The organism is Blastococcus tunisiensis (genome assembly GCF_900112815.1).
Taxonomy (GTDB): Bacteria; Actinomycetota; Actinomycetes; order Mycobacteriales; family Geodermatophilaceae; genus Blastococcus_B; species Blastococcus_B tunisiensis.
This window is the reverse complement of record NZ_FOND01000027.1, coordinates 15,650-35,009: the sequence shown is the minus strand read 5'-3', so window position 1 is coordinate 35,009 and position 19,360 is coordinate 15,650. Positions and strand designations below refer to the sequence as shown.

24 protein-coding genes are annotated in these 19,360 nt (G+C 74.3%); 15 read left to right on the top strand and 9 right to left on the bottom strand.

Annotated elements, in window-relative coordinates:
- Window positions 1-15: 15 nt before the first annotated feature.
- The gene (locus tag BM142_RS22330) at window positions 16-1,635 is read right to left on the bottom strand and encodes an ABC-F family ATP-binding cassette domain-containing protein (protein ID WP_092203435.1); all 1,620 of its coding nucleotides are present in this window, start codon (window positions 1,633-1,635) and stop codon (window positions 16-18) included.
- Between the two features lie 393 nt (window positions 1,636-2,028).
- Between BM142_RS22330 and BM142_RS22325 the strand changes: the two genes are divergently transcribed.
- Window positions 2,029-3,489, top strand: coding sequence for a transposase (locus BM142_RS22325; RefSeq protein ID WP_092203433.1), 1,461 nt, complete (start codon window positions 2,029-2,031; stop codon window positions 3,487-3,489).
- A gap of 21 nt (window positions 3,490-3,510) precedes the next feature.
- On the opposite strand, the gene BM142_RS22320 is transcribed toward BM142_RS22325, so the two are convergent.
- The 4 genes from BM142_RS22320 to BM142_RS22310 all read right to left on the bottom strand — a co-directional run bounded on the left by BM142_RS22320 (window position 3,511) and on the right by BM142_RS22310 (window position 5,051).
- Window positions 3,511-3,720, bottom strand: a complete 210-nt coding sequence (locus BM142_RS22320; protein WP_092203431.1) for a three-helix bundle dimerization domain-containing protein — start codon at window positions 3,718-3,720, stop codon at window positions 3,511-3,513.
- Window positions 3,721-3,881: 161 nt separating this feature from the next.
- Entirely contained in the window at window positions 3,882-4,307 is a 426-nt protein-coding gene (locus BM142_RS22315; RefSeq protein ID WP_092203472.1) for a DUF1801 domain-containing protein, read from the bottom strand.
- Window positions 4,308-4,317: 10 nt separating this feature from the next.
- Entirely contained in the window at window positions 4,318-4,443 is a 126-nt protein-coding gene (locus BM142_RS25435) for a hypothetical protein (protein ID WP_256381326.1), read from the bottom strand.
- Between the two features lie 29 nt (window positions 4,444-4,472).
- A complete protein-coding gene (locus BM142_RS22310) occupies window positions 4,473-5,051 on the bottom strand; it encodes a class I SAM-dependent methyltransferase (RefSeq protein WP_092203429.1) in 579 nt (192 codons plus the stop codon).
- A gap of 38 nt (window positions 5,052-5,089) precedes the next feature.
- On the opposite strand from BM142_RS22310, the gene BM142_RS22305 reads away from it, so the two are divergent.
- Window positions 5,090-6,151: a winged helix DNA-binding domain-containing protein gene (locus tag BM142_RS22305; protein ID WP_092203427.1), complete on the top strand. Its 1,062-nt coding sequence runs from the start codon at window positions 5,090-5,092 to the stop codon at window positions 6,149-6,151.
- Window positions 6,152-6,155: 4 nt separating this feature from the next.
- Here BM142_RS22305 and BM142_RS22300 read toward each other — a convergent pair whose 3' ends face one another.
- Genes BM142_RS22300 through BM142_RS22290 form a run of 3 tightly spaced genes read right to left on the bottom strand, consistent with a single transcriptional unit; the run spans window position 6,156 to window position 8,268 of the window.
- Window positions 6,156-6,602 (bottom strand): nitroreductase family deazaflavin-dependent oxidoreductase, encoded by a 447-nt coding sequence (locus BM142_RS22300; RefSeq protein ID WP_092203425.1) that lies wholly within the window; start codon window positions 6,600-6,602, stop codon window positions 6,156-6,158.
- Between the two features lie 9 nt (window positions 6,603-6,611).
- The gene (locus BM142_RS22295; protein ID WP_254791155.1) at window positions 6,612-7,865 is read right to left on the bottom strand and encodes a glutathionylspermidine synthase family protein; all 1,254 of its coding nucleotides are present in this window, start codon (window positions 7,863-7,865) and stop codon (window positions 6,612-6,614) included.
- A gap of 1 nt (window position 7,866) precedes the next feature.
- Window positions 7,867-8,268 (bottom strand): hypothetical protein, encoded by a 402-nt coding sequence (locus BM142_RS22290; protein ID WP_139228991.1) that lies wholly within the window; start codon window positions 8,266-8,268, stop codon window positions 7,867-7,869.
- Window positions 8,269-8,396: 128 nt separating this feature from the next.
- Between BM142_RS22290 and BM142_RS22285 the strand changes: the two genes are divergently transcribed.
- From BM142_RS22285 to BM142_RS22230, 13 genes are all read left to right on the top strand, one after another.
- Window positions 8,397-9,086 carry an SIMPL domain-containing protein gene (locus tag BM142_RS22285; RefSeq protein ID WP_092203421.1) on the top strand — a complete coding sequence of 230 codons (690 nt, stop codon included), beginning with the start codon at window positions 8,397-8,399 and terminating at the stop codon, window positions 9,084-9,086.
- A 25-nt stretch (window positions 9,087-9,111) separates the two neighbouring features.
- Window positions 9,112-10,032 (top strand): KPN_02809 family neutral zinc metallopeptidase, encoded by a 921-nt coding sequence (gene ypfJ / locus BM142_RS22280; RefSeq protein ID WP_092203419.1) that lies wholly within the window; start codon window positions 9,112-9,114, stop codon window positions 10,030-10,032.
- Window positions 10,033-10,043: 11 nt separating this feature from the next.
- Window positions 10,044-10,862 carry an enoyl-CoA hydratase/isomerase family protein gene (locus BM142_RS22275; RefSeq protein ID WP_092203417.1) on the top strand — a complete coding sequence of 273 codons (819 nt, stop codon included), beginning with the start codon at window positions 10,044-10,046 and terminating at the stop codon, window positions 10,860-10,862.
- Between the two features lie 242 nt (window positions 10,863-11,104).
- Window positions 11,105-11,902, top strand: a complete 798-nt coding sequence (locus BM142_RS22270) for a hypothetical protein (protein ID WP_092203415.1) — start codon at window positions 11,105-11,107, stop codon at window positions 11,900-11,902.
- Window positions 11,903-11,905: 3 nt separating this feature from the next.
- The gene (locus BM142_RS22265) at window positions 11,906-12,415 is read left to right on the top strand and encodes a phage holin family protein (RefSeq protein ID WP_092203414.1); all 510 of its coding nucleotides are present in this window, start codon (window positions 11,906-11,908) and stop codon (window positions 12,413-12,415) included.
- Window positions 12,416-12,439: 24 nt separating this feature from the next.
- Window positions 12,440-13,075, top strand: a complete 636-nt coding sequence (locus BM142_RS22260; protein WP_092203412.1) for a DUF3618 domain-containing protein — start codon at window positions 12,440-12,442, stop codon at window positions 13,073-13,075.
- A gap of 202 nt (window positions 13,076-13,277) precedes the next feature.
- Complete coding sequence (locus BM142_RS22255) at window positions 13,278-13,709, top strand: response regulator transcription factor (RefSeq protein ID WP_254791153.1); 432 nt, start codon at window positions 13,278-13,280, stop codon at window positions 13,707-13,709.
- Window positions 13,706-15,019, top strand: a complete 1,314-nt coding sequence (locus tag BM142_RS22250) for a sensor histidine kinase (protein ID WP_092203411.1) — start codon at window positions 13,706-13,708, stop codon at window positions 15,017-15,019. The genes BM142_RS22255 and BM142_RS22250 overlap by 4 nt, the downstream gene beginning before the upstream one ends.
- A 307-nt stretch (window positions 15,020-15,326) precedes the next feature.
- On the top strand, window positions 15,327-15,944 hold the full coding sequence (locus tag BM142_RS22245) for a TasA family protein (protein ID WP_092203409.1): 618 nt from the start codon (window positions 15,327-15,329) through the stop codon (window positions 15,942-15,944).
- A 32-nt stretch (window positions 15,945-15,976) separates the two neighbouring features.
- Window positions 15,977-16,606, top strand: coding sequence for a signal peptidase I (locus BM142_RS22240; protein ID WP_217640844.1), 630 nt, complete (start codon window positions 15,977-15,979; stop codon window positions 16,604-16,606).
- Window positions 16,603-17,016 carry a hypothetical protein gene (locus BM142_RS24760; protein WP_175527408.1) on the top strand — a complete coding sequence of 138 codons (414 nt, stop codon included), beginning with the start codon at window positions 16,603-16,605 and terminating at the stop codon, window positions 17,014-17,016. Before BM142_RS22240 ends, BM142_RS24760 begins: the two co-directional genes overlap by 4 nt.
- Complete coding sequence (locus tag BM142_RS22235; RefSeq protein ID WP_175527407.1) at window positions 17,010-17,687, top strand: response regulator; 678 nt, start codon at window positions 17,010-17,012, stop codon at window positions 17,685-17,687. The genes BM142_RS24760 and BM142_RS22235 overlap by 7 nt, the downstream gene beginning before the upstream one ends.
- A gap of 37 nt (window positions 17,688-17,724) precedes the next feature.
- Window positions 17,725-18,465, top strand: a complete 741-nt coding sequence (locus BM142_RS22230) for a response regulator (protein WP_092203405.1) — start codon at window positions 17,725-17,727, stop codon at window positions 18,463-18,465.
- Between the two features lie 66 nt (window positions 18,466-18,531).
- Here BM142_RS22230 and BM142_RS22225 read toward each other — a convergent pair whose 3' ends face one another.
- On the bottom strand, window positions 18,532-19,239 hold the full coding sequence (locus BM142_RS22225) for a response regulator transcription factor (RefSeq protein ID WP_092203403.1): 708 nt from the start codon (window positions 19,237-19,239) through the stop codon (window positions 18,532-18,534).
- Window positions 19,240-19,360 lie beyond the last annotated feature (121 nt).

Below are 19,360 nucleotides of genomic sequence, written 5' to 3'. Positions count from 1 at the left end.
GGCGGCGCGGTGTCGTCAGCGGGCGCGCTGGACACGGGTCTCGTCGAAGACCGGCTCGGCCGACTCGTAGACCCGGCCGTCGGCGCCGAAGACCACGAACCGGTCGAAGGAGCGGGCGAACCAGCGGTCGTGGGTGACGGCGAGGACGGTGCCGTCGAACGCGGCCAGCGCCTCCTCCAGCGCCTCGGCGGAGAGGACGTCGAGGTTGTCGGTCGGCTCGTCGAGCAGCAGCAGGGTCGAGCCGGAGAGCTCCAGCAGCAGGATCTGGAACCGCGCCTGCTGACCGCCCGACATCGTCCGGAACGGCTGCTCCCCCGCGCCGGCCAGCCCGTAGCGCCGCAAGGCCGCCATGGCCCGCCCCCGGTCCACCCCCGGGCGCCCGGGCTCGCCGTGCCACAGCAGGTCGACCGGCGTGCGGTCCTGCCACTCCGGATGGGCGTGGGTCTGGGCGAAGAACCCGGGGACGACGCGGGCCCCGAGCCGCCAGTCGCCGGTGTGCGGGACGGACTGCCCGGCCAGCAACCGGAGGAAGTGCGACTTGCCCGCGCCGTTGGCGCCCAGCACCCCGACCCGGTCGCCGTAGAAGATCTCCAGGTCGAAGGGCCGCATCAGACCGGTCAGCTCGAGCTGCTCGGCGATCACCGCCCGCACGCCGGTGCGCCCGCCGCGCAACCGCATGGACACCTTCTGCTCGGGCGGCCGTTCCGGTGGCGGACCGGCCGCCTCGAACTTCGCCAGCCGGGTCTGCATCGCGTGGTAGCGGTTGGCCATGTCCGGCGAGTTCGCCGCCTGCTGCTGCAGCGTCCGCACCAGGTCGACCAGCCGCTGGTGCTCCTCGTCCCAGCGCCGGCGCACCTCGGCCAGCCGCTCGTGCCGCGCCGTCCGCGCCTCGTGGTAGCCGGCGAAGCCGCCGCCGTGCACCCACGCCGTGCCGCCCTCGACGGTCACCACCCGGTCGGCCACCCGCGCGAGCAGTTCCCGGTCGTGGCTGACGAACAGCACGGTCTTGCGGGTCTCGAGCAGCCGCTCCTCCAGCCACCGCTTGCCCGGCACGTCGAGGTAGTTGTCCGGCTCGTCGAGCAGCAGCACCTCGTCGGGTCCGCGCAGCAGCGCCTCGAGCGCCAGCCGCTTCTGCTCACCGCCCGACAGCGTGGTCAGCTCCCGGTACTTGCACCGCTCGTAGGGGACGCCGAGGGCGGCGACGGTGACGGTGTCCCAGGTGACCTCGATGTCGTAGCCACCGACGTCGCCCCAGTGCGCCAGCGCGTTCGCGTAGGCCATCTGGGTGGGCTCGTCGTCGTTCTCCATCATCGCCAGCTCGGCGGCCTCGACCGCGTGCCAGGCCGCCCCGACGGCGGGCGGCGCGAGGTCGACGAGCATCCGCTGGACGGTGGTGTCGTCGCGGACCGATCCGATGAACTGGCGCATCACACCCAGACCGCCGGTGCGCGCCACCGAGCCCGCCTCCGGGGCGAGGTCGCCGGCGATGATCCGCAGCAGCGTCGTCTTCCCGGCCCCGTTCTCGCCGACCAGTGCCGCCCGGGCGCCGTCGCCGACGCGGAAGCTCACGTCGTCCAGCAGCACCCGCCCGTCGGAGAGGCTGTGCCGGACGGCGCTCACGTCGACGTATCCCACCCGGACATCCTCCCGGGCCGGGCAACCGCGTTCGCGCGCGGTCGGAACTCATGTAAGGAGCCTCCGGTGTTGATCGCACTGGTGGTCTCGGGTTGCATGAGCGGCCCGGCTGGTCCGGTGGGTGGCGTCGAATGGAGCTCTGGGAGCCGCGTCGTCGAACGGCGTGGGGTCTCGTTGGTCTGATTGCCACCGCTGGCCCGGTCACGGAGTCCCGGATGAGGGAAGTGGGCCCGCCCGGGGAGGTGGGGCCCGCTTGCAGCACATGAGTGGGTGCCGCGATCGGGATCGTCTCGGCCGGCGCTCGTCGCGCGTGGGGCCGTGACCGTTGATCTTCGCGTCGCTCGTCGCGGCCGACCGGAGGCATCGATCCGGGTCGTCAGCGAGGAGGAGCCCATGTCAGCAGAACGTCGCCTGGTCGGAGTGGATCTGGGCATCGCCAGCGACCACACCGTCCGCGTGCTGCGCGGTGATGGCAGCGAGGTCTGCCGCCGGCGGGCCCGACCGACGGTGGAGAGCCTGGCCGCGGTGGAGGCCGCGGCGCTGGCCGGCGCCCCCATCGGCAGCCGGCTGGAGGTGGTGATCGAGCCGACCGGGCCGGCCTGGCTGCCGGTCGCGGTGTTCTTCCTCAACCGCGGGCACCTCGTGTTCCGGGTGGCCAGCGCCAAGGCCGCCGATCTGCGCCGGTTCCTGTCCCGGCACGCCAAGAGCAACGGCATCGACGCCGACACCCTGGCCCGGCTGCCACTGATCGCACCCGAGGGCCTGCAGCCGCTGGAGCTGCCCGGCCCGGAGGCCGCCGCGCTGGACCGCCGGGTGCGGGCCTGCGACCGGCTGACCCAGGAAGGTGCGCTGCACCAGCGGCGGATCAAGGACCTGGTCCGCCAGCTGCTGCCCGACAGCCCACTGACCGGGGACCTGTCCAAGACCGACCTGGCCGTCCTGGAACGCTGGGCAGACCCGCGGGCACTGCTGGCCGCCGGGCAGGCCCGGCTGCTCGTGGTGATCAGCAAGGCCTCCCACGGGCAGCAGGGCGCGGCCCGGGCCGACGCCTGGCGGGCCGCCGCGGCGGCCGCGCTCGAGCTCTACGGCGACCACCCCGCGATCGCCTTCACCGACCTGGCCGCCGAAGTCGCCACCGAGGTGCGACTGCTGCAGGCCGTCCGCGCCGAGCTGGCCGGCCATGCCGCGGCCCGGACGGAGGCCTACCGGTTCACCGACCCGAGCGCGCTGGCCGCCTCCCTGCCCGGGTTGGCCGAAATCGGTGCGCCGACGGTGACCGCAATCATCGGCCGCCCCGGCCGGTTCCGAACCGGCAAGCAGTTCCGCTCCTTCACCGGCCTGGCCCCCAAGGCCAGCGAGACCGGCAACACCGACCGCAAGGGCGAGCCGATGAGCAAGGCCGGCAACCGACTGCTGCGCACCACCCTGATCCGCGCCGCCGACAACGCCCGCCGCCAGGACCCGCAGCTGGCCCGGATCTACTACGTGCAGATGGTCGAACGCGGCGCCGGGCACCTCAAGGCCTGCTGCGTGGTCGCCGCCCACCTGGCCGAACGGCTGCACGCCGTCCTGACCCGCGGCATGCCCTACGTCCTCTGCGACATCGACGGCACGCCGGTCGACCCGGCCACCGCCAAGAAGATCATCGCCGAGCAGTGGACCGTTCCGCTCGAGGTCCGCGCCCGCCGGCGCAGCCGCAAGCCACCTTCCCCGAGGGGCAGGGCGGGGAAGGCCCCTCAGCAAGTCCACGCAGGACATGACAGGTCAGACACCCGAAGGGTCGACAAACGAGGCGGCCTTCCCCGCGACACCAGCGTGCTCGCCGCCGCAACCCCGGTCAAGGCAACGACTTGACCACGCAGCGGCCATAGGGAATCAGTCCAGGGAGACCCGGAGGCGCTGGCGGGCCAGACGCTCGACCAGCTCGGGGAGGGCACCGTCCGGCGAGCCGCGCAGCTCCTCGCGACAGGTGCGGACGACGAGCACGATGGGCGCAGGACCGAGTTCCGGGAATTCCTGCCTCAGCCGCTCGATGGCGGAACGGACGGACGGGTCAGGGACGGTGGGCGGGACGGCCAACGTCATGGACGGTCCTTCGGTGCGCGGCCGCGGTGCGGCGGATTCTTCCCCCCGAGGCCACCCAGACGAGGCGGCCGATGTCGTGCTGGAACACCGTGTCCCGCCCGGCGCACGCGGTCCAGGGACCAAGGTCCCCGCGGCTGTTCGCCCTCGGCGTGGCGCCCCGGTCAGCCGGCGGAGTAGGCGTTGTCCCCGGCCGTGGTGGCGGCCACCGCGTCCCGGACCAGGGCGCCCAGCTCCTCGGTGTCGACCTTCTCCAGCGAGGTGAACCGGATGCAGCTCTTCCCGCAGGAGACCTTCCCCAGCCGGTCGGCGCGCTGCTCGGCGAGGTACCCGCCGTCGACGACGGCGCAGACGTAGAGGGAGAGGTGCCGCTTCTGGGCCGCCAGCGCGATGAGCGGCCACGTCGTCGTCTCCTTCGCCGACCTCGGCCGGTACGGCATGAGCCCGTAGCCGAGCATCGCCGAGGAGCCCATGGGCACCAGCTGCCGGTCGATGCCGGGAGCCGCCGCCTTCACCAGCGCGTCGACCCGGCGCAGCTCGTCCGCGCGTGGGCCGGCCTCGTCGAACCACGCCTCGATCGCGTCGGCCATCGCGATCACCTCAGCCCAGCGTCAGGGAGATCACCGTCGCGGCCGCGGCCAGGATCATGCCGAACACGAGGACCAGGGCCACCAGGCGCCTGCGTCGTTCGGCTCTCGAGCCGCGGGGTCCACCCATCCCGGTCATGCGGCCACGCTACCGCCGCACCGGCCCGTTCAGGAGGCCTTCCGGCCCCACAGCAGGGTGTCCAGCGCGGTGCCGGCCGGGGTCGGCCGCCGCACCTGCTCCAGCCGGTCGACGGCGAGCAGCGCGGCGACCGGCGCCAGCCGCGCGACGCTGTGCAGGATCGCCGGTTCCTGGGGTCCGCCGACACCGGTCTCGACGTTGGCCACGTCGTGCCCCAGGACCAGCAGCCGGCCGCCGAGCCGCAGCCAGCCCACCGCACGGGTCAGGACGGCGACGGTCTCCGGCTCCGGCAGGTGCAGGTAGGCGACGACGACGAGGTCCAGGCTCGCCGCCGGCGCCGTCCAGGTGGTGACGTCGGCGGTCACCCAGCTCACCCGTTCCGCGCCGGGCTGCCCCTCGCCCCGGCCCAGGCCGACGGCGGAGAAGTCCACCGCCGTCACCCGCCAGCCGCGGGCGGCCAGCCACAGCGCGTGCCGGCCCTCCCCCGCCGCCAGGTCCACCGCGTCGCCGGGCGGCAGGTCGCCCAGCAGCTCGGCGATCAGCGCGTTGGGCTCGGCCGACCACTGCTGGCGCTCGGCGTAGCGCTCGTCCCAGTCCTCGGCCCGCATGCCTGGAGTCTGTCGCACCGACCTGCCACGGTGTCGGCGTGACGACGCTCCAGGACATCGGGCTGCTGCGGCTCGCCGCGCAGCACCTCGCCGGGCCCCGGTCCGCGACCCCGCTGGACGCCGTCCGCCGGTTGGCCGCCGTGCAGGCGCAGGACTACCCGGGTGCGCTCGTCTCGGTCGCCCTGCGCACCGCGAGCAGGACGCGGGCGGACGTCGACGCGGCACTGGACGCCGGGGACGTCGTCCGGTCCTGGCCCATGCGGGGCACCCTGCACCTCGTCGCGGCCGAGGACCTGCGCTGGTTCCTGGACACCGTGGGCGTCCGCGCCCTGAACGGGATCGGCAAGCGGTGGGCGAACCTGGAACTCGACGAGGCGCAGGCCGAGCGGGCGCGCGAGACGGCCCTGGCGGCCCTGGCGGGAGGTGGGCGGGCGACCCGCGCCGAGCTGCTCGCCGCGATCGCGGCGGGCGGCGTCCCCGTCACCGGGCAACGCGGCTACCACCTGCTCTGGTACCTCTCCCAGACGGGCACGCTGTGCCTGGGCCCCACCGACGGCGCCGGCGAGCAGCTGTTCGTCCTCCTCGACGACTGGGTCGGCGGCCGACCCCCCGAGCGGGAGGAGGCGCTGGCCGAGCTCGCCCTGCGCTTCTTCACCGGGCACGGGCCGGCCACCGTTCCCGACCTGGTCCGCTGGGCCGGCAGCACCGCCCGCGACGTGCGCGCGGGCCTCGCCGAGGTGCGGGACCGCCTGGAGGCCGTGACCGTCGACGGCACGGAGTACCTCATGGACCCCGGCACCCCGGCCCGCCTCGCCTCGGCACGCGCCGAGGCCGAGGGGGTGTTCCTCCTGCCGGGCTTCGACGAGTTCGTCCTCGGCTACGGCGACCGCACCGCGATCGTGCCCGCCGAGTTCGCCGACCGGCTCGTGCCCGGGAAGAACGGCATGTTCCGCGCGACCGTCGTGCACCGCGGGCGGATCGTCGCCGTCTGGCGCTGGGAGGGGCGAGGCGGCACGCGCGCACCGGCCGTCGAGCCCTTCACCGAGCTGCCGGCCGACGTCGCCGCCGCCGTCCCTTCGCTGGCGGCCGCCCTGCCCTGATCCCTCAGCCGCGACGCTCGAACAGGAAGACCGGGATCTGGCGGTCGGTCTTCTCCTGGTACTCCGCGTAGGCCGGGTAGGCGGCCACGGACCGCTCCCACCAGACCGCCCGCTCCTCGCCGGTGATCTCCCGTGCGACGCCGTCCCAGGGCTCCGGCCCGTCCTGCAGGGTCACCTGGTCGGGGTGGGCCCGCAGGTTGGCCACCCACGCCGGGTCGGTGGGTGCACCGCCCTGCGACCCGACCATCGCGTAGACCCCGTCGTGCTCGACCCGCATGAGCCCGAGCTTGCGGACCTTGCCGCTCTTCGCCCCGCGGGTGCTCACGATGACGATCGGCAGACCGGTGTCGCGGAGGGTGTTGGCCTCGCGCCCCCCGCTCGCCTCGTATCGTTCGACCTGCTCGCGGACCCAGGCGGCCGCACTCGGCTCGTACTCACCCTCCAGTGGCATGACCCGAACCTAGGGCGTCGGCCGGGCGGGCGCCCGCGGAGCGGCGTGGTCGATGGTGTGCGGCACGAAGTAGCTCAGGTTGTCCGTGATCAGCCCGTCGCTCTCCCGGATGCCGAGGCCGGCCGGCTCGCCGTCCACGACCCAGGCCCCGAGCACCGGGTGGTGCGGCCCGTCCACGCCCGGGAAGTCCGGCAGCGGGGCGAACTCCTGCACCACGAAGCCCTCGGTGCCGTACCGGCCCGGCAGCTCGGCGGTGACCACGCCGTCCCGGACGATCGCCACGTTGGCGCCCTCGCGGCCCCACAGCGGCTTGCGCACGTAGTCGCGCCAGGTCGACGGCATCTCGTCGGCGAAGTAGGCCGGGAGCAGGAACTCGCCGAGCACCGGGTCGGTGCCGAACAACTGCCACAGGACCGGCAGCAGGGCCTTGGTGCTCCAGAGCATCTTGTAGGCGGGCTCCACCCACGTCGTCCCGCCCGGGCGCATCCCGTCGGCGAGGACGGCCGGCCCGAACTCGTCCTCGATCAGCCACTCCCAGGGGTAGAGCTTGAAGACGACGTCGAGGTGGCGGCCCTGCGGGTCGTAGAACCGGCCGTCGCCGTCGTCGAGCACGATGTCCTCGACCAGCAGCTCGATGGCCTCGTAGCCGGCCTGGACGACGGTGTCCATGAGGTAGGCGACCGTCATCCGGTCCTCGCCGGACTTCTCCTCGCTGGTCCACGCCAGGTGCACCCGGGGCCGGATCCCGGTGCGGCGCTCCCACTTGAGCAGGTTGCGCTGCCACGCCGCGACGAGCGTGTCGTGCAGCGCGTTCCACTGGTCGCTGCCCTGACCGGTGAACAGGTGCCAGTTCCACTGGGTGACGGCGGACTCGACCAGGCCGGTCGGGGTGTCGGCGTTGAACTCCAGCAGCTTGGGCGGGCCCTCGCCGTCGTAGCGCAGGTCGAACCGGCCGTAGACGCTGGGCGGCTCGGCCTCCCAGGTGCGCCGGATGCTCGGCCGCGCCATCGGGGGGATGCGCAGCCGGTCGAACAGCTCGTTGTCGACGATGTGGTCACCGGCGGCCACGCACATCTGGAACAGCTGGGCCACGGCACCCTCGAGCCGCTGGACCTCGGCCATCGAGAAGTCGTAGAACGGGCCCTCGCGCCAGTAGCTGCGCACCTCGCCGCCGGGCAGGTCGGTCCGGTTGTAGACCAGCCCCTGCGCCTCGATCTCGGCCTGCCAGCCGGGCCGGACGATGCCGCTCTCGATCCGTCGCACCTCAGCTGCCGGCGCCGGTACCGGCCCGGTTCCCGACGCCGCTGCCGATCCCGCCGCTGACCCGCTGGCCCGCGCTCACCTTGCCGGTCGCCGGCAGGCCGGCCCGCTGGCGGGCGACGGAATCGGTGGGGTTGATCCGCGTGCCACCCGGCGGGAGCACGGTGCCCACGGGCAGCCCCGGCCGGAAGCCGCCGAGGTAGAGGAAGAACAGCCCTCCGCCGCCACCGACGCGGTCGTCGTCGCACAGGTCCGCGTCGACGATCTCGCCGTCCTCGTCGGTGCAGTAGGCGACCTGTTCCTCCTCCTCTGCGCCGTCGACCCCGCAGCCGGCCATGAAGCCGGTGGCGGCCGTGGTGAGCACGGTCGTCGTCAAGGCGGCACGGATGCGGTTGGAGACCGCCACGACCACTCCCCCTCCGTCGATGGACCCCGACAGTAGGACGTCCGCGCCGGTGCTGTCCGCGCACTCCCGTACCGCCCGGTGCGGCCGTCTGCCAGAGTCCGTGCGCCGAGCCGTCCGAGGAGGTCGCCGTGAACCGTTCCGCCCCCCAGGTCCCCGCCCCCGGGGCCGGGACCCCGCAGGTCGTCGTCCGCGGCGAGGCCGTGCTCCAGGTGGAGCCGGAGATCGCCGACGTCTGGGTCACCGTCCGCGTCCGGGCCCGCGACCGGCAGACGGCCCTCGAGCGCTGCCGGGCCGCCCAGGAACGGGTGTCGGCGGTGGCGGCCGAGGCCGCCGATGCGGTCGAGAGCCTGGAGACGACCGGCGCATCCGTGCACCTGGAGGTGCGGGACCGCCGGGCGCCCGGCGAGCCGGTCGCCACGGTGTCGACCCGGCTGACCGTCGCCCGGCTGGACGCCGTCGGCGACCTGGTCGTCGCCCTCGGGCGGCTCGACGACGTCGACGTGTCCGGCCCGACCTGGCGGCTGCGCCCCGACAGCCCCGCCGTGGAGCGGGCCCGGCTGGAGGCGGTGACCGACGCCGTGCGCCGGGCGCGGCAGTACGCCGCGGCCTTCGGGGCCCGGGTGACCGGTCTGCTGGAGGTGAGCGACGCGGGGCTGGGCGGCGGCGGACTCCGGGTCGCGGCCCCCATGGCGTCGATGGCACGGTTCGAGAGCGACGAGCTGCAGCTCGACCTCACCCCGCCCCGGCAGGAGGTGCACGGCGCGGTCGAGGTGCGGTTCGCCATGTCGGAGCCGGACGGCAGTCTGTGGAGCGCATGACTTCTCGGGAAGAGGACGCCGGAGCATGAGGTATCGCGAGGGCGGGAGCCTCGACGCGTCCGGGGTCTCCGACCGCCGGGGCCGGGGCGGCGGGCGGGTCGGCGGCCGCGGGCTCGCCGTGGGGGGCGGCGGGCTCGGCCTGGTCGGCCTGCTGATCGTGGTCGTCCTGCAGCTGGCCGGGGGCGGCGACGGGGGCACCGGCGCCCCCCTCGGCGGGCTGACCGGCCTGGGCCAGGGCGAGACGACGGACGACACCGCGCTGGCGGAGCGGTGCCGCACCGGCGCCGACGCCAACGACTCCGTGGAGTGCGCCGTGGTCGCCGACGTCGAGTCGATCCAGGACTTCTGGACGTCGGTGCTCGGCGCCGACTACCGGCCCACCGACACCGTGTTCTTCTCCGGGCAGGTGCAGACCGACTGCGGCGGGGCCACCAGCGGCTCCGGACCGTTCTACTGCCCGGCCGACCGGGGCGTCTACATCGACCTCAGCTTCTTCGACCAGCTGCAGCGGCAGTTCGGCGCCCGGGGCGGTCTGTTCGTCAACGCCTACGTGATCGCCCACGAGTACGGCCACCACGTGCAGAACCTGCTGGGCACCAACCGCCAGGTGACACCGGGCGACTCCGGACCGGCCAGCGGCACCGTGCGTCTCGAGCTGCAGGCCGACTGCTACGCCGGCGCCTGGGCCAACCACGCCGAGACGGTCCCCGACGACTCCGGGCAGCCGCTGATCGCCGAGATCACCCAGGACGACATCGACCGGGCGCTGGACGCCGCCGGGCGCATCGGCGACGACTTCATCCAGGAGAACCTGGGCAGCGGCACGGTCGACCAGGACGCCTTCACGCACGGGTCCTCCGAGCAGCGGCAGCGGTGGTTCATGACCGGCTACGAGACCGGCGACCCCCGCCGGTGCGACACCTTCGCCACGGACGACCTCGGCTGAGGAAGGACCCCATGCCCCCCATCGCCCGCGAGCCCGCGCCGGCCCCCTGCACGGAGGCCGGGTTCACCGTGTCCGTGGAGGGGCACGTCGCCGTGTTGACGATCGACCGGCCGGAGAAGCGCAACGCCATGACGGCGGCCATGTGGGCGGCGCTGCCGTCGGTGCTCGCCCCGCTGGCCGACGACGGCGACGTCCGCGTCCTGCTCGTCACCGGTGCCGGGCCCAGCTTCTGCGCCGGGGCCGACATCTCCGACCTGCTCGGCGGCGCCGACCCCGACGACCCCATGGCCGACCTCCGGCGCGACAACCTCGCCGCCCAGGCGGCGCTGCGGGAGTTCCCGAAGCCGACCGTCGCGATGATCCGCGGCCACTGCATCGGTGGCGGCGTCGAGCTCGCTGCCTGCTGCGACCTGCGCTTCGCCGACCCGACGGCCGTCTTCGGGGTCACGCCGGCGAAGGTCGGCATCGTCTACACGCCGTCGTCCACCAAGGCCCTGATCGACCTGGTCGGGCCGTCGATGACCAAGTACCTCCTCTTCAGCGGGGAGCTGATCGACACCCCCACGGCGCTGCGGGCCGGGCTGGTCGACCGGGTGCTGCCCGCCGACGAGCTGGAGCCCGAGGTGCGCCGGTTCGCCGACGTGCTGGCCGGCCGATCGGCGCTGTCCCAGCGGGCCACCAAGGACGTCGTCGCCGCCCTCGCCCGCGGTGGCGACGGCGAGGAGCAGGCCCGCCGCTGGTACCGCGAGACGATCACCGCGGGCGAGCTCACCGAGGGCGTGGCGGCGTTCGCCGAGCGCCGCCCCCCGCGCTTCCGCTGGTCGGGCTGAACAGCCGTTCTCGTTTCGATCTGCGTGGTCGAGGGGTACCGGGGGGCTGCGGCGCTCACCTCCGGGGACAGGGACCGGCGCGGCTTCGAGCCGCGCCGACGACTGCCTCCTCGCCGCCCGTGACGCATGGATGCGCCGGGCGGACAGCCCCCGCTCCACGCCACTCAGCCACCGGTGGCAGGTGTCGCGGGATGGCCCGGGGGTAGCGCACATCCGACCACGAACCCTGCCCAGGAGGACCGATGACGCACAGCATCGACGCCCCGCTCCCGCCCCCCACCACGCCGGGGGCCACGTCCCCGTCCGACACGACTCAGTCGAGCACCAAGGGCAAGGCCCAGGAGACCAAGGACGTCGCGATGGGCGAGGCCAAGAACGTCGGCCAGACCGCCCAGCAGGCCGGCGGCCGCGTGGCCTCGGTCGCGACCGACGAGGCCCGGAACGTCGCCCAGGAGACCCAGCGCCAGGCCAAGGACCTGCTCGAGCAGGGCCGCTCCCAGCTGAAGGACCAGGCGATCAGCCAGCAGCAGAAGGCTGGCCAGAGCCTGTCCTCCCTCGCCCAGGAGCTGCGCAGCCTGGCCGACGGGACCAGCGAGGGTGCTCCCGGGCCGGCGCGGGACCTGCTCCAGCAGGCATCGAGCTCGGTGGAGAGCTTCGCCTCGATGCTGCAGGACCGCGAGCCGGCCCAGCTGCTCGACGACGTCCGCAGCTTCGCCCGCCGCAAGCCCGGCCTGTTCCTGCTCGGCGCGGCCGCTGCCGGCGTGCTCGCCGGCCGGCTGACCAGCGGCGTCAAGGCCGCGCACAGCGACAGCGGCACGTCGGCCCAGAGCAACTACGTCGACCCCGCGCCGACGTACTCCGACCTGCCGGCGCCGGCCCCGGCGACGACCGACACCTACGCGACCACGGGCGCGGCCACCGGCGGGGCGCCGCTGCCGCCGCCGCCGTACGGCACCGTGCCGCCGGAGGGCAGCATGGTCCCGCCGGCCAGCCCGGCCGGCTGGGACGACCCGGCCCGTCGCCCCGGTGGGGTGGGCTGAGGCATGACGACCCCCTACTCCGGGGCCACCCCGGCCGGGGCGGCGTCCCAGGGTTATGCCGACCCGAACGCGCAGAACTACGCGGCCGACTACAGCGGCAGCATGGGCACGCCGACCACCGATGCCGGGCAGCCCGACATCGAGGGCGTGTCCGTCGGCCAGCTGATCGGTGAGGTCAGCAAGGACCTCTCCACGCTGATGCGCCAGGAGCTCGAGCTGGCCAAGGTGGAGCTGAAGGCCGAGGCCAAGAAGGCCGGCACCGGCGCGGGCCTGCTGGGCGCCGCCGGCTTCGCCGGATACATGGTCGCGTTGTTCCTCTCCCTGGCCCTCATGTGGGCGCTCGCGAGCGCCATGCCGGTCGGCTGGGCGGGACTGATCGTCGCCGTCCTCTGGGGCGTCGTCGGCGCCGTCGCCGGACTGATGGGCAAGAAGAAGTTCCAGCAGGTCAACCCCAAGCCCGAGCGCACCGTGGAGACCCTCTCGAAGGTCCCCGGCGCCATGAAGCCCAACTGACCACGAGATTTCCGAGGAGAAGCGATGACCACCAGTGACCCGGACGTCATCCGGCGGCAGATCGAGGACACCCGGCGCGAGCTCAGCTACGACGTCGACGCCCTCAACGAGAAGGTGAACCCCTCCCGCGTCGTGGACCGTCGCGTGACGGCGGCGAAGGGCCGGATGACCAACCTCAAGGAGAAGGTCATGGGCAGTGCCCAGGACACCACCGCGCAGATGCACGGGAAGGCCTCCGGCGCGGCCGGGTCCGTGCAGGGCACCGCCTCCGACGCGATGGGCGCCGTCCAGCAGGCCCCGGACCAGGTGATCCGCCAGACCCAGGGCAACCCCATGGCCGCCGGCCTCATCGCCTTCGGCGTCGGCTGGCTCGTGTCGAGCCTGCTGCCCGCCTCGGAGCGGGAGCGGCAGCTGGCCCAGCAGGCCGAGTCGGCGGTGAAGGAGCACAAGGACACGCTCCTCGAGCCGGCCAAGCAGGCGGCCCAGGACATGGGTGAGCAGTTGCGGCCGGCCGCCGAGCAGGCGGTGGAGTCGGTGAAGGCGACCGCCCAGGACGCCGCCGGCACGGTCACCGAGGAGGGCAGGTCGGCGGCAGCGGACGTGCAGGGCCAGGCCCAGCAGTCCAAGGAGTCGGTGCAGAGCAAGGCACCGACCTCCTGAACCGCGGGCCGATCCGGCCCACCCCGACGCCTGCGCCCCGCCCGGTCCGTCCCGGCGGGGCGCAGTGCTTCCCTCCGGCGCCCCCTCACCCTCCGGGGTGAGGGGGCGCCGCGGCACGCTGCAGGCCCCCGGTCGAGCGGCCGTTGTCCGTCGTGACGACGCCGCGCGGCTCTCCCGAGCCGCCTGACCGCCTGGAGCTCCCGTGGACGAGGCCGTGTCCGTGCTCGTCCCCCCGGTGCCCGCCCCGTCCGCTCCGCCCCTCCGCGTGCTGGTCGCCGACGACGAGGAGGACATCCGCGCGCTCGTCGGCCTCGCCGTCACCCGGGCCGGCTGCGCGGTCACCGGGTCGGTCGCGGACGGGAACGCCGCGCTGGCCCTGGCCCGCGCCGACACCCCCGACCTGGCCGTCCTCGACGTCTCCATGCCCGGCGCCACCGGGCTCGAGGTGTGCGAGGCACTGCGCGCCGACCCGTCCACCGCCGGTGTTCGGATCCTGCTGCTGTCGGCGGGCGCATCGTTCGAGGACGTCGCCCGCGGCCTGGCCGCCGGCGCCGACGCCTACCTGGCCAAGCCCTTCGGCGTCGCCGGCCTGGTGCACCAGGTCCGGGCGCTCACCGCCCGGCTGCCGGCATGACCACCGCCCGGGTGCCGGCCGCCGTGCGGCGGCCGCGGCTGGTGCACCGCCTGCTGGCCGGCGTGGCCCCACGGGCGGCCGAGATCGGCCGGCTGCGGCAGGAGAACGCCGCGCTGCTGGCCCAGGTGCGGACCCGCGCGGACGAGCTCGACCTCGCCACCCGGATGCTCGCGGCCCGCGCCCAGACGATGACCAGCGTCATCGACGCGGTGACGGAGCAGTCGATCATCGGTACCGACCGCGACGGCGTGATCCGCGTCTGGAACCCGGGCGCCGAGCGGATGCTCGGGCTGCCCCGGCCCGAGGTCGTCCGGAAGCGCTCGATCGTCGAGTTCCACCTCGCCGAGGAACTCGAGGCCGAGGCCGCGGCGTGCGGCGCGGCTCCCGGGCTGGGCGTCCTCGTCCATGCGGCGCAGGAGCACGGCAGCGACGTCCGCGACTGGACGTACGTGGCCGCCGACGGGCAGGAGCGGACCGTCTCCGTCGCCGTCACGCCGCGCACCGACGACCGCGGCGTGCACGCCGGCTGGAACTTCGTCGGCACCGACATGACCGAGGTGCGCGCCACCGAGCGGATGAAGGACCAGTTCGTCAGCCTGATCAGCCACGAGCTGCGGACCCCGCTGACCTCCATCCTCGGCTACCTCGAACTCGTCCTCGACGAGGACGGCGAGCCCCTCACCGACGAGCAGCGCAGCTACCTCGCGACCGTCGAGCGCAACGCCGACCGGCTGCTGCGGCTCGTCGGTGACCTGCTGTTCACCGCCCAGGTGGACGCCGGGCGGTTCACCCTCGACCCGCGGGACGTCGACCTCGCCGACGTCGTCCGGGCCGCGGAGGAGAGCGCCCGGGTGACCGCGGCGGGCGCCGGCGTCGACCTCGTCGTCGACCTCCCGGACGGCGGCGTCGTCGTGCCCGGTGACGCCGTCCGGCTCGGTCAGGCCTGCGACAACCTGGTGTCCAACGCCGTGAAGTTCACCCCGTCCGGTGGCCGGGTGACGCTGTCCCTGCGCAGCGGCTGGGCGACCGCCGACGGTGCGGTGAGCGCCGAACCACGCCCCGGCGCGGCCCCGGTGGCGCAGCTGGCGGTGAGCGACACCGGCATGGGCATCCCCACCGGCGAGCAGGGCGAGCTGTTCACCCGCTTCTTCCGGTCCTCCACCGCACGGCGGCACGCCGTTCCGGGGGTGGGGCTCGGCCTGGCGATCACGAAGGCCATCACCACCGCGCACGGCGGCACGCTCGGCCTGACCAGCGCCGAGGGCCGGGGCACCACCTTCACGCTGACGCTCCCCCGCACCGTCGCCTGATTCCCGCGCCGGGACGCATCCGCGCGCCCGTCGGGGCACCGATTCCCGCGCCGGGACGCATACGTGCGGCAGTCGGGCACCGGTTCCCGCTCCGGGGCGTCTGCGGGCGCCCGGTGGGACCGACGCAGGGTCGCGGAGTCCCGGAAAGGCCCGGAAAGGCGGGGAGAAGCGCCCGATTGCGCCGGGTCCGCCGATTCCTTGCGGATTCCTTGCGGAACGCTGGCGGGTGGCCTGCGGTACGGGCCGCAGAGTTCTCCCTGTCGCCGGAACGCCGGTCGACGAACCGGACACAGGGAGACCCACGGACATGAGCACCACGACCCTCGCCGCCAGCTCGACCGCCCGCAAGGTCGTCGGCTCGCTCGGCGTCATCGGCGCCGCTGCCGCGGTCGCCGGCATGGGCACCTTCGGCACGTTCACCGACAGCACCACCCCGGTGACCACGACCGTCGCCTCGGGCACCGTCGACATCAACCTCGCCGGCGTCGGCGCGGCCATCCCGGCCACCGTCGAGGGCTTCGTGCCCGGCGACTCGGTCACCCGGGCGGTCAACCTGGTCAACGGCGGCACCTCGCCGCTCGCGTCGGTCACGCTGAACACCACCGTCACGAACCCGAGCATCCTGACCACCGACGCGACCAACGGCCTGCAGCTGGCCGTCACGTCCTGCTCGGTCCCGTGGACCCAGGGCGGCACCGCCACCGCGCCGACCTACACCTGCTCCGGCACCACGCGCTCGCTGGGTCGCGGCCCGATCGCCAACAGCATGGTGCTCGACACCCCCGCCTCGGTGGCCGTGGGAGCGACGGACCACCTCACGTTCTCGATCTCCCTGCCGACCGGCGCCGGCGACAACTTCCAGGGCAAGTCCTCCGGGCTGAGCCTGGTCTTCACCGGCACCCAGCGCACCGGCACCGCCCGCTGATCGCCGTCCGACGACCTCCCGGAGATCCCGCCATGACCGCCGTCCTCCCTGTCCGTCGCCCGGGGGCAGCCGCACAGCTGCCCCCGGCCGAGGACACGCGCTCCACCACCGGCCACCCGGCCGGCCGGGCCGCCCGCGCACTGGGCCTCGTGTCCCGGTGGCTGGTCCGCGGAGTCGTGGGTCTGGCCGTCCTGGCGTTCCTCGTGCTGGCCGTCGGACCGCACCTGCTGGGCTACCGCACCATGACCATGCTGACCGCGAGCATGGCGCCGGAGATCGATCCGGGTGACGTCACCGTCGTCACGCCGATCGCGGTCTCCGAGGTCACCGAGGGCATGGTGATCACCTACCACAAGCCCGTCGACGACCGGAGCCTCGTGACCCACCGGGTCGTCTCGGTCGAGACCGGCCCCGACGGCGCCGTCCAGGTCCGCACCAAGGGCGACGCGAACGACGGCGTCGACCCGTGGACCGCGACGCTCCAGGGCGACACCGCCTACGAGGTCCGCGCCGTCATCCCCGAGCTCGGCCACCTGATCCAGGCCCTGCGCGCCCCCGTGGTCACGCAGGTGCTGCTCTACGGCGCCCCGGCCCTGCTGGCCGGCTGGCTGCTGCTCACCATCTGGCGCCCCACCCACGAGGACGAGGAGGACGAGTCGTGACCCGCACCCGCCGCATCCTGGTCCTGATCGGCCTGGCGCTGACCATCGTCGTCGGCTCGAGCATCCCCGCCTCGGCCACGTTCGCCGAGAGCGTCGCCCTCCCGCGGACCACCGTCACCGGCCTGACCGTCCAGGCCCCCACCAACCTGGTCGACCGGACCACGTGCTCCGGCTCCACGATGTACGCCAAGGTCACCTGGACGGCGAGCGCGTCGGAGAAGACCACCGGCTACATCGTGACCGCCCAGACCGGCGGCACGCCGATGACGTTCGCGGTCGGCAACACCACCACCTTCACGCACACCATGGGCCGGGTCTGGTCCGCGCAGTCGATCCCCGTCACGGTCACCACCGTCAGCAAGGGTGGCTGGACCAGGACCTCGGCCCCGGTCTGGGTGACGACGTGCTGACCGCCCTCGTCGTCGACCGCGACGCCCTCGCCCGCCGGCGGGTGGCCGGGCTGCTCCGCCTCGGCGGCTGGCAGGTCCGCGAGGCCTCCGACGCCGAGGCCGCGCACCGCGTCACCGCCTCCTCCGACGTGGACCTGGTCGTCACCGATGTGGCCGGATCCGCCGGGACCGGTCCGGCGATGCTCCGCCGGATGCGGCGCGACGGCTCCCGGGCGCGCTTCCTCGTGATCACCGCCGACCCGACCGACGAGGCCCGGGCCGAGGCGATCACCGCCGGTGCGATGGCCTGCCTGGCCAAGCCGGTCGCGGCGCACGTCCTCCTCGACTTCCTGCGCAGCCGGACCACGGGGCCGGCTGCGCAGGGCGATCTCCCCGAGCCGCACGGCCCGGCCGGCCGGCACGACGACGACGTCGACGCCGCGCTGATGGACCGGCTGCACGGGATGTACCTGGCGGCCCTGCCCGCCCGGCTCGGTGCCATCACCGCGGGCACCCGATCGGGGAACGCCCCGGCCGTCGCCTCCGCCGCGCACACCCTCGCCGGCACCAGCGGCCAGTTCGGTCACGCCGACGTCGCCTCGATCTGCCAGGCCATCGCCGCCGACGCCCGCCGCGGGGTCATGGCGCACGCCCGGGTCGAGGAACTGCAGGCCCTCGCCCAGGTGTCCTGACCCACCCACCCCCCTCGACCGGAACGGAGACCGGGCCATGTCCCAGCCCCACCCGAACGAATCCCCCGTCGTCCGTACCGCCCTGGTCGTCGACGACTCCGCCGCCGCCCGGCAGCGCGCGAGCACCCTGCTGCGGCTCGGCGGCTGGGAGGTCGTCGAGGCCGTCGGCACCGACGCCGCGCTCCGCATGGCCGCCATCGTCGACTTTGACCTCGTGGTCACCGAGATGGCCATGCGCAACGGCCACGGGGCGACCCTGATGCGCAAGCTGCGCGAGAGCGGCAGCCGCGCCCGGTTCCTCGTGACGACGACCCGCCGCACCCACCAGGTGCGGGCGCTGGCCGCCTCGGCCGGCGCCGTGGCCTGCCTGGCCAAGCCGGTGGACCCGCGGCTGTTCGTGGACGTGATGCACGGCCTCGCGCCGGTGATCGGCCGCCCCGTCGCGACCGTGGCCGCGGTGCGGGAGCCGGCCGCCGGCGTGCGCGAGCGCGCCGAGGAGATGTACGCCAGCGCCCTCCCCCACCGGCTGACCGCGATCGCGGCCGCCGCCCGTGAGGGCGACGCCGCCACCGTCGCCCACCTGGCCGGCCTGCTCGCCGTGGCCAGCGACCGGATGGGCTGCACCGAGGTCGCGGTGGCCGCTCGCGCGGTCGCCGACGACGCCCGCCGCGGCGTCGTGCCGCAGTCACGCCTGATGGAGCTCGTCGGTGCCTGCGCCCGTGTCGAGGGCACCCGCTGGGGCCCCGCAGCCACCCTCCAGGCGACGCACCCGGCCTGACCCCGTCAGGCCTCCTGCAGGGTCCCGCCGCGAGCGTGCGAGCGGTGGGGGGCAGGGGGTCCTTTCTCAGGCGACGAGCCGGTAGCCCACTCCCCGCACCGTGCGGATCTCGGGCGAGTTCAGCCCGGCCGCCACGAGCTTGCGGCGCAGGTTGGACATGTGCGCCTCGACCAGGCGGAGGTTGCCCTCCCAGTCGGTCTGCCAGACCTCGCGCAGCAGCGTCTCCCGCTGCAGCACCCGGCCCGGCCGCGACGCCAGCGCGGCCAGCAGGTCGAACTCGGTGCGGGTCAGGTCGACCACCGAACCGTCGACGCGGACCTCCCGCGTCTCCTCGTCCACCTCCAGCTCGGCGAGCCGGCGCACCGACTCCTCCGCCGCTGCGGTCGACTCCACCGGAGCGGGTGGGGTCCGGGGGAAGCGCAGCATCGCCTGCACCCGGGCGACCAGCTCCCGCGGGGAGAACGGCTTGGCCATGTACCCGTCGGCGCCGACGGCCAGCCCGATGAGCAGGTCGACCTCCTCGGCGCGGGCGGTCAGCATCAGCACGTAGCACTGCGTCTCGGCCCGGATCTGCCGGCACACCTCGGTGCCGTCGGCGTCCGGGAGGCCGAGGTCGAGCACGATGAGGTCGGGGGTGTCGCGGCGCACCTCGTCGAGGCAGGCGGCTCCCGACGCGGCCTCGCGGACGTCGAACCCGGCCCGGCGCAGCACGGTGGTGACGAGCTCGCGGATCTCGTCGGTGTCCTCCACGACGAGCACGGACTGTGCGGGCACGACCTCCTCCTTCCCGGCAGCAGCGGTGCGGAGGCAGTCCTCCGTTCACCTGACCGGGTGATCGGCAGGCGTGCGCCCGGCCTTGAGCCGAGGCCGCGCCACCGGGGCCGGCTCCCCCGGA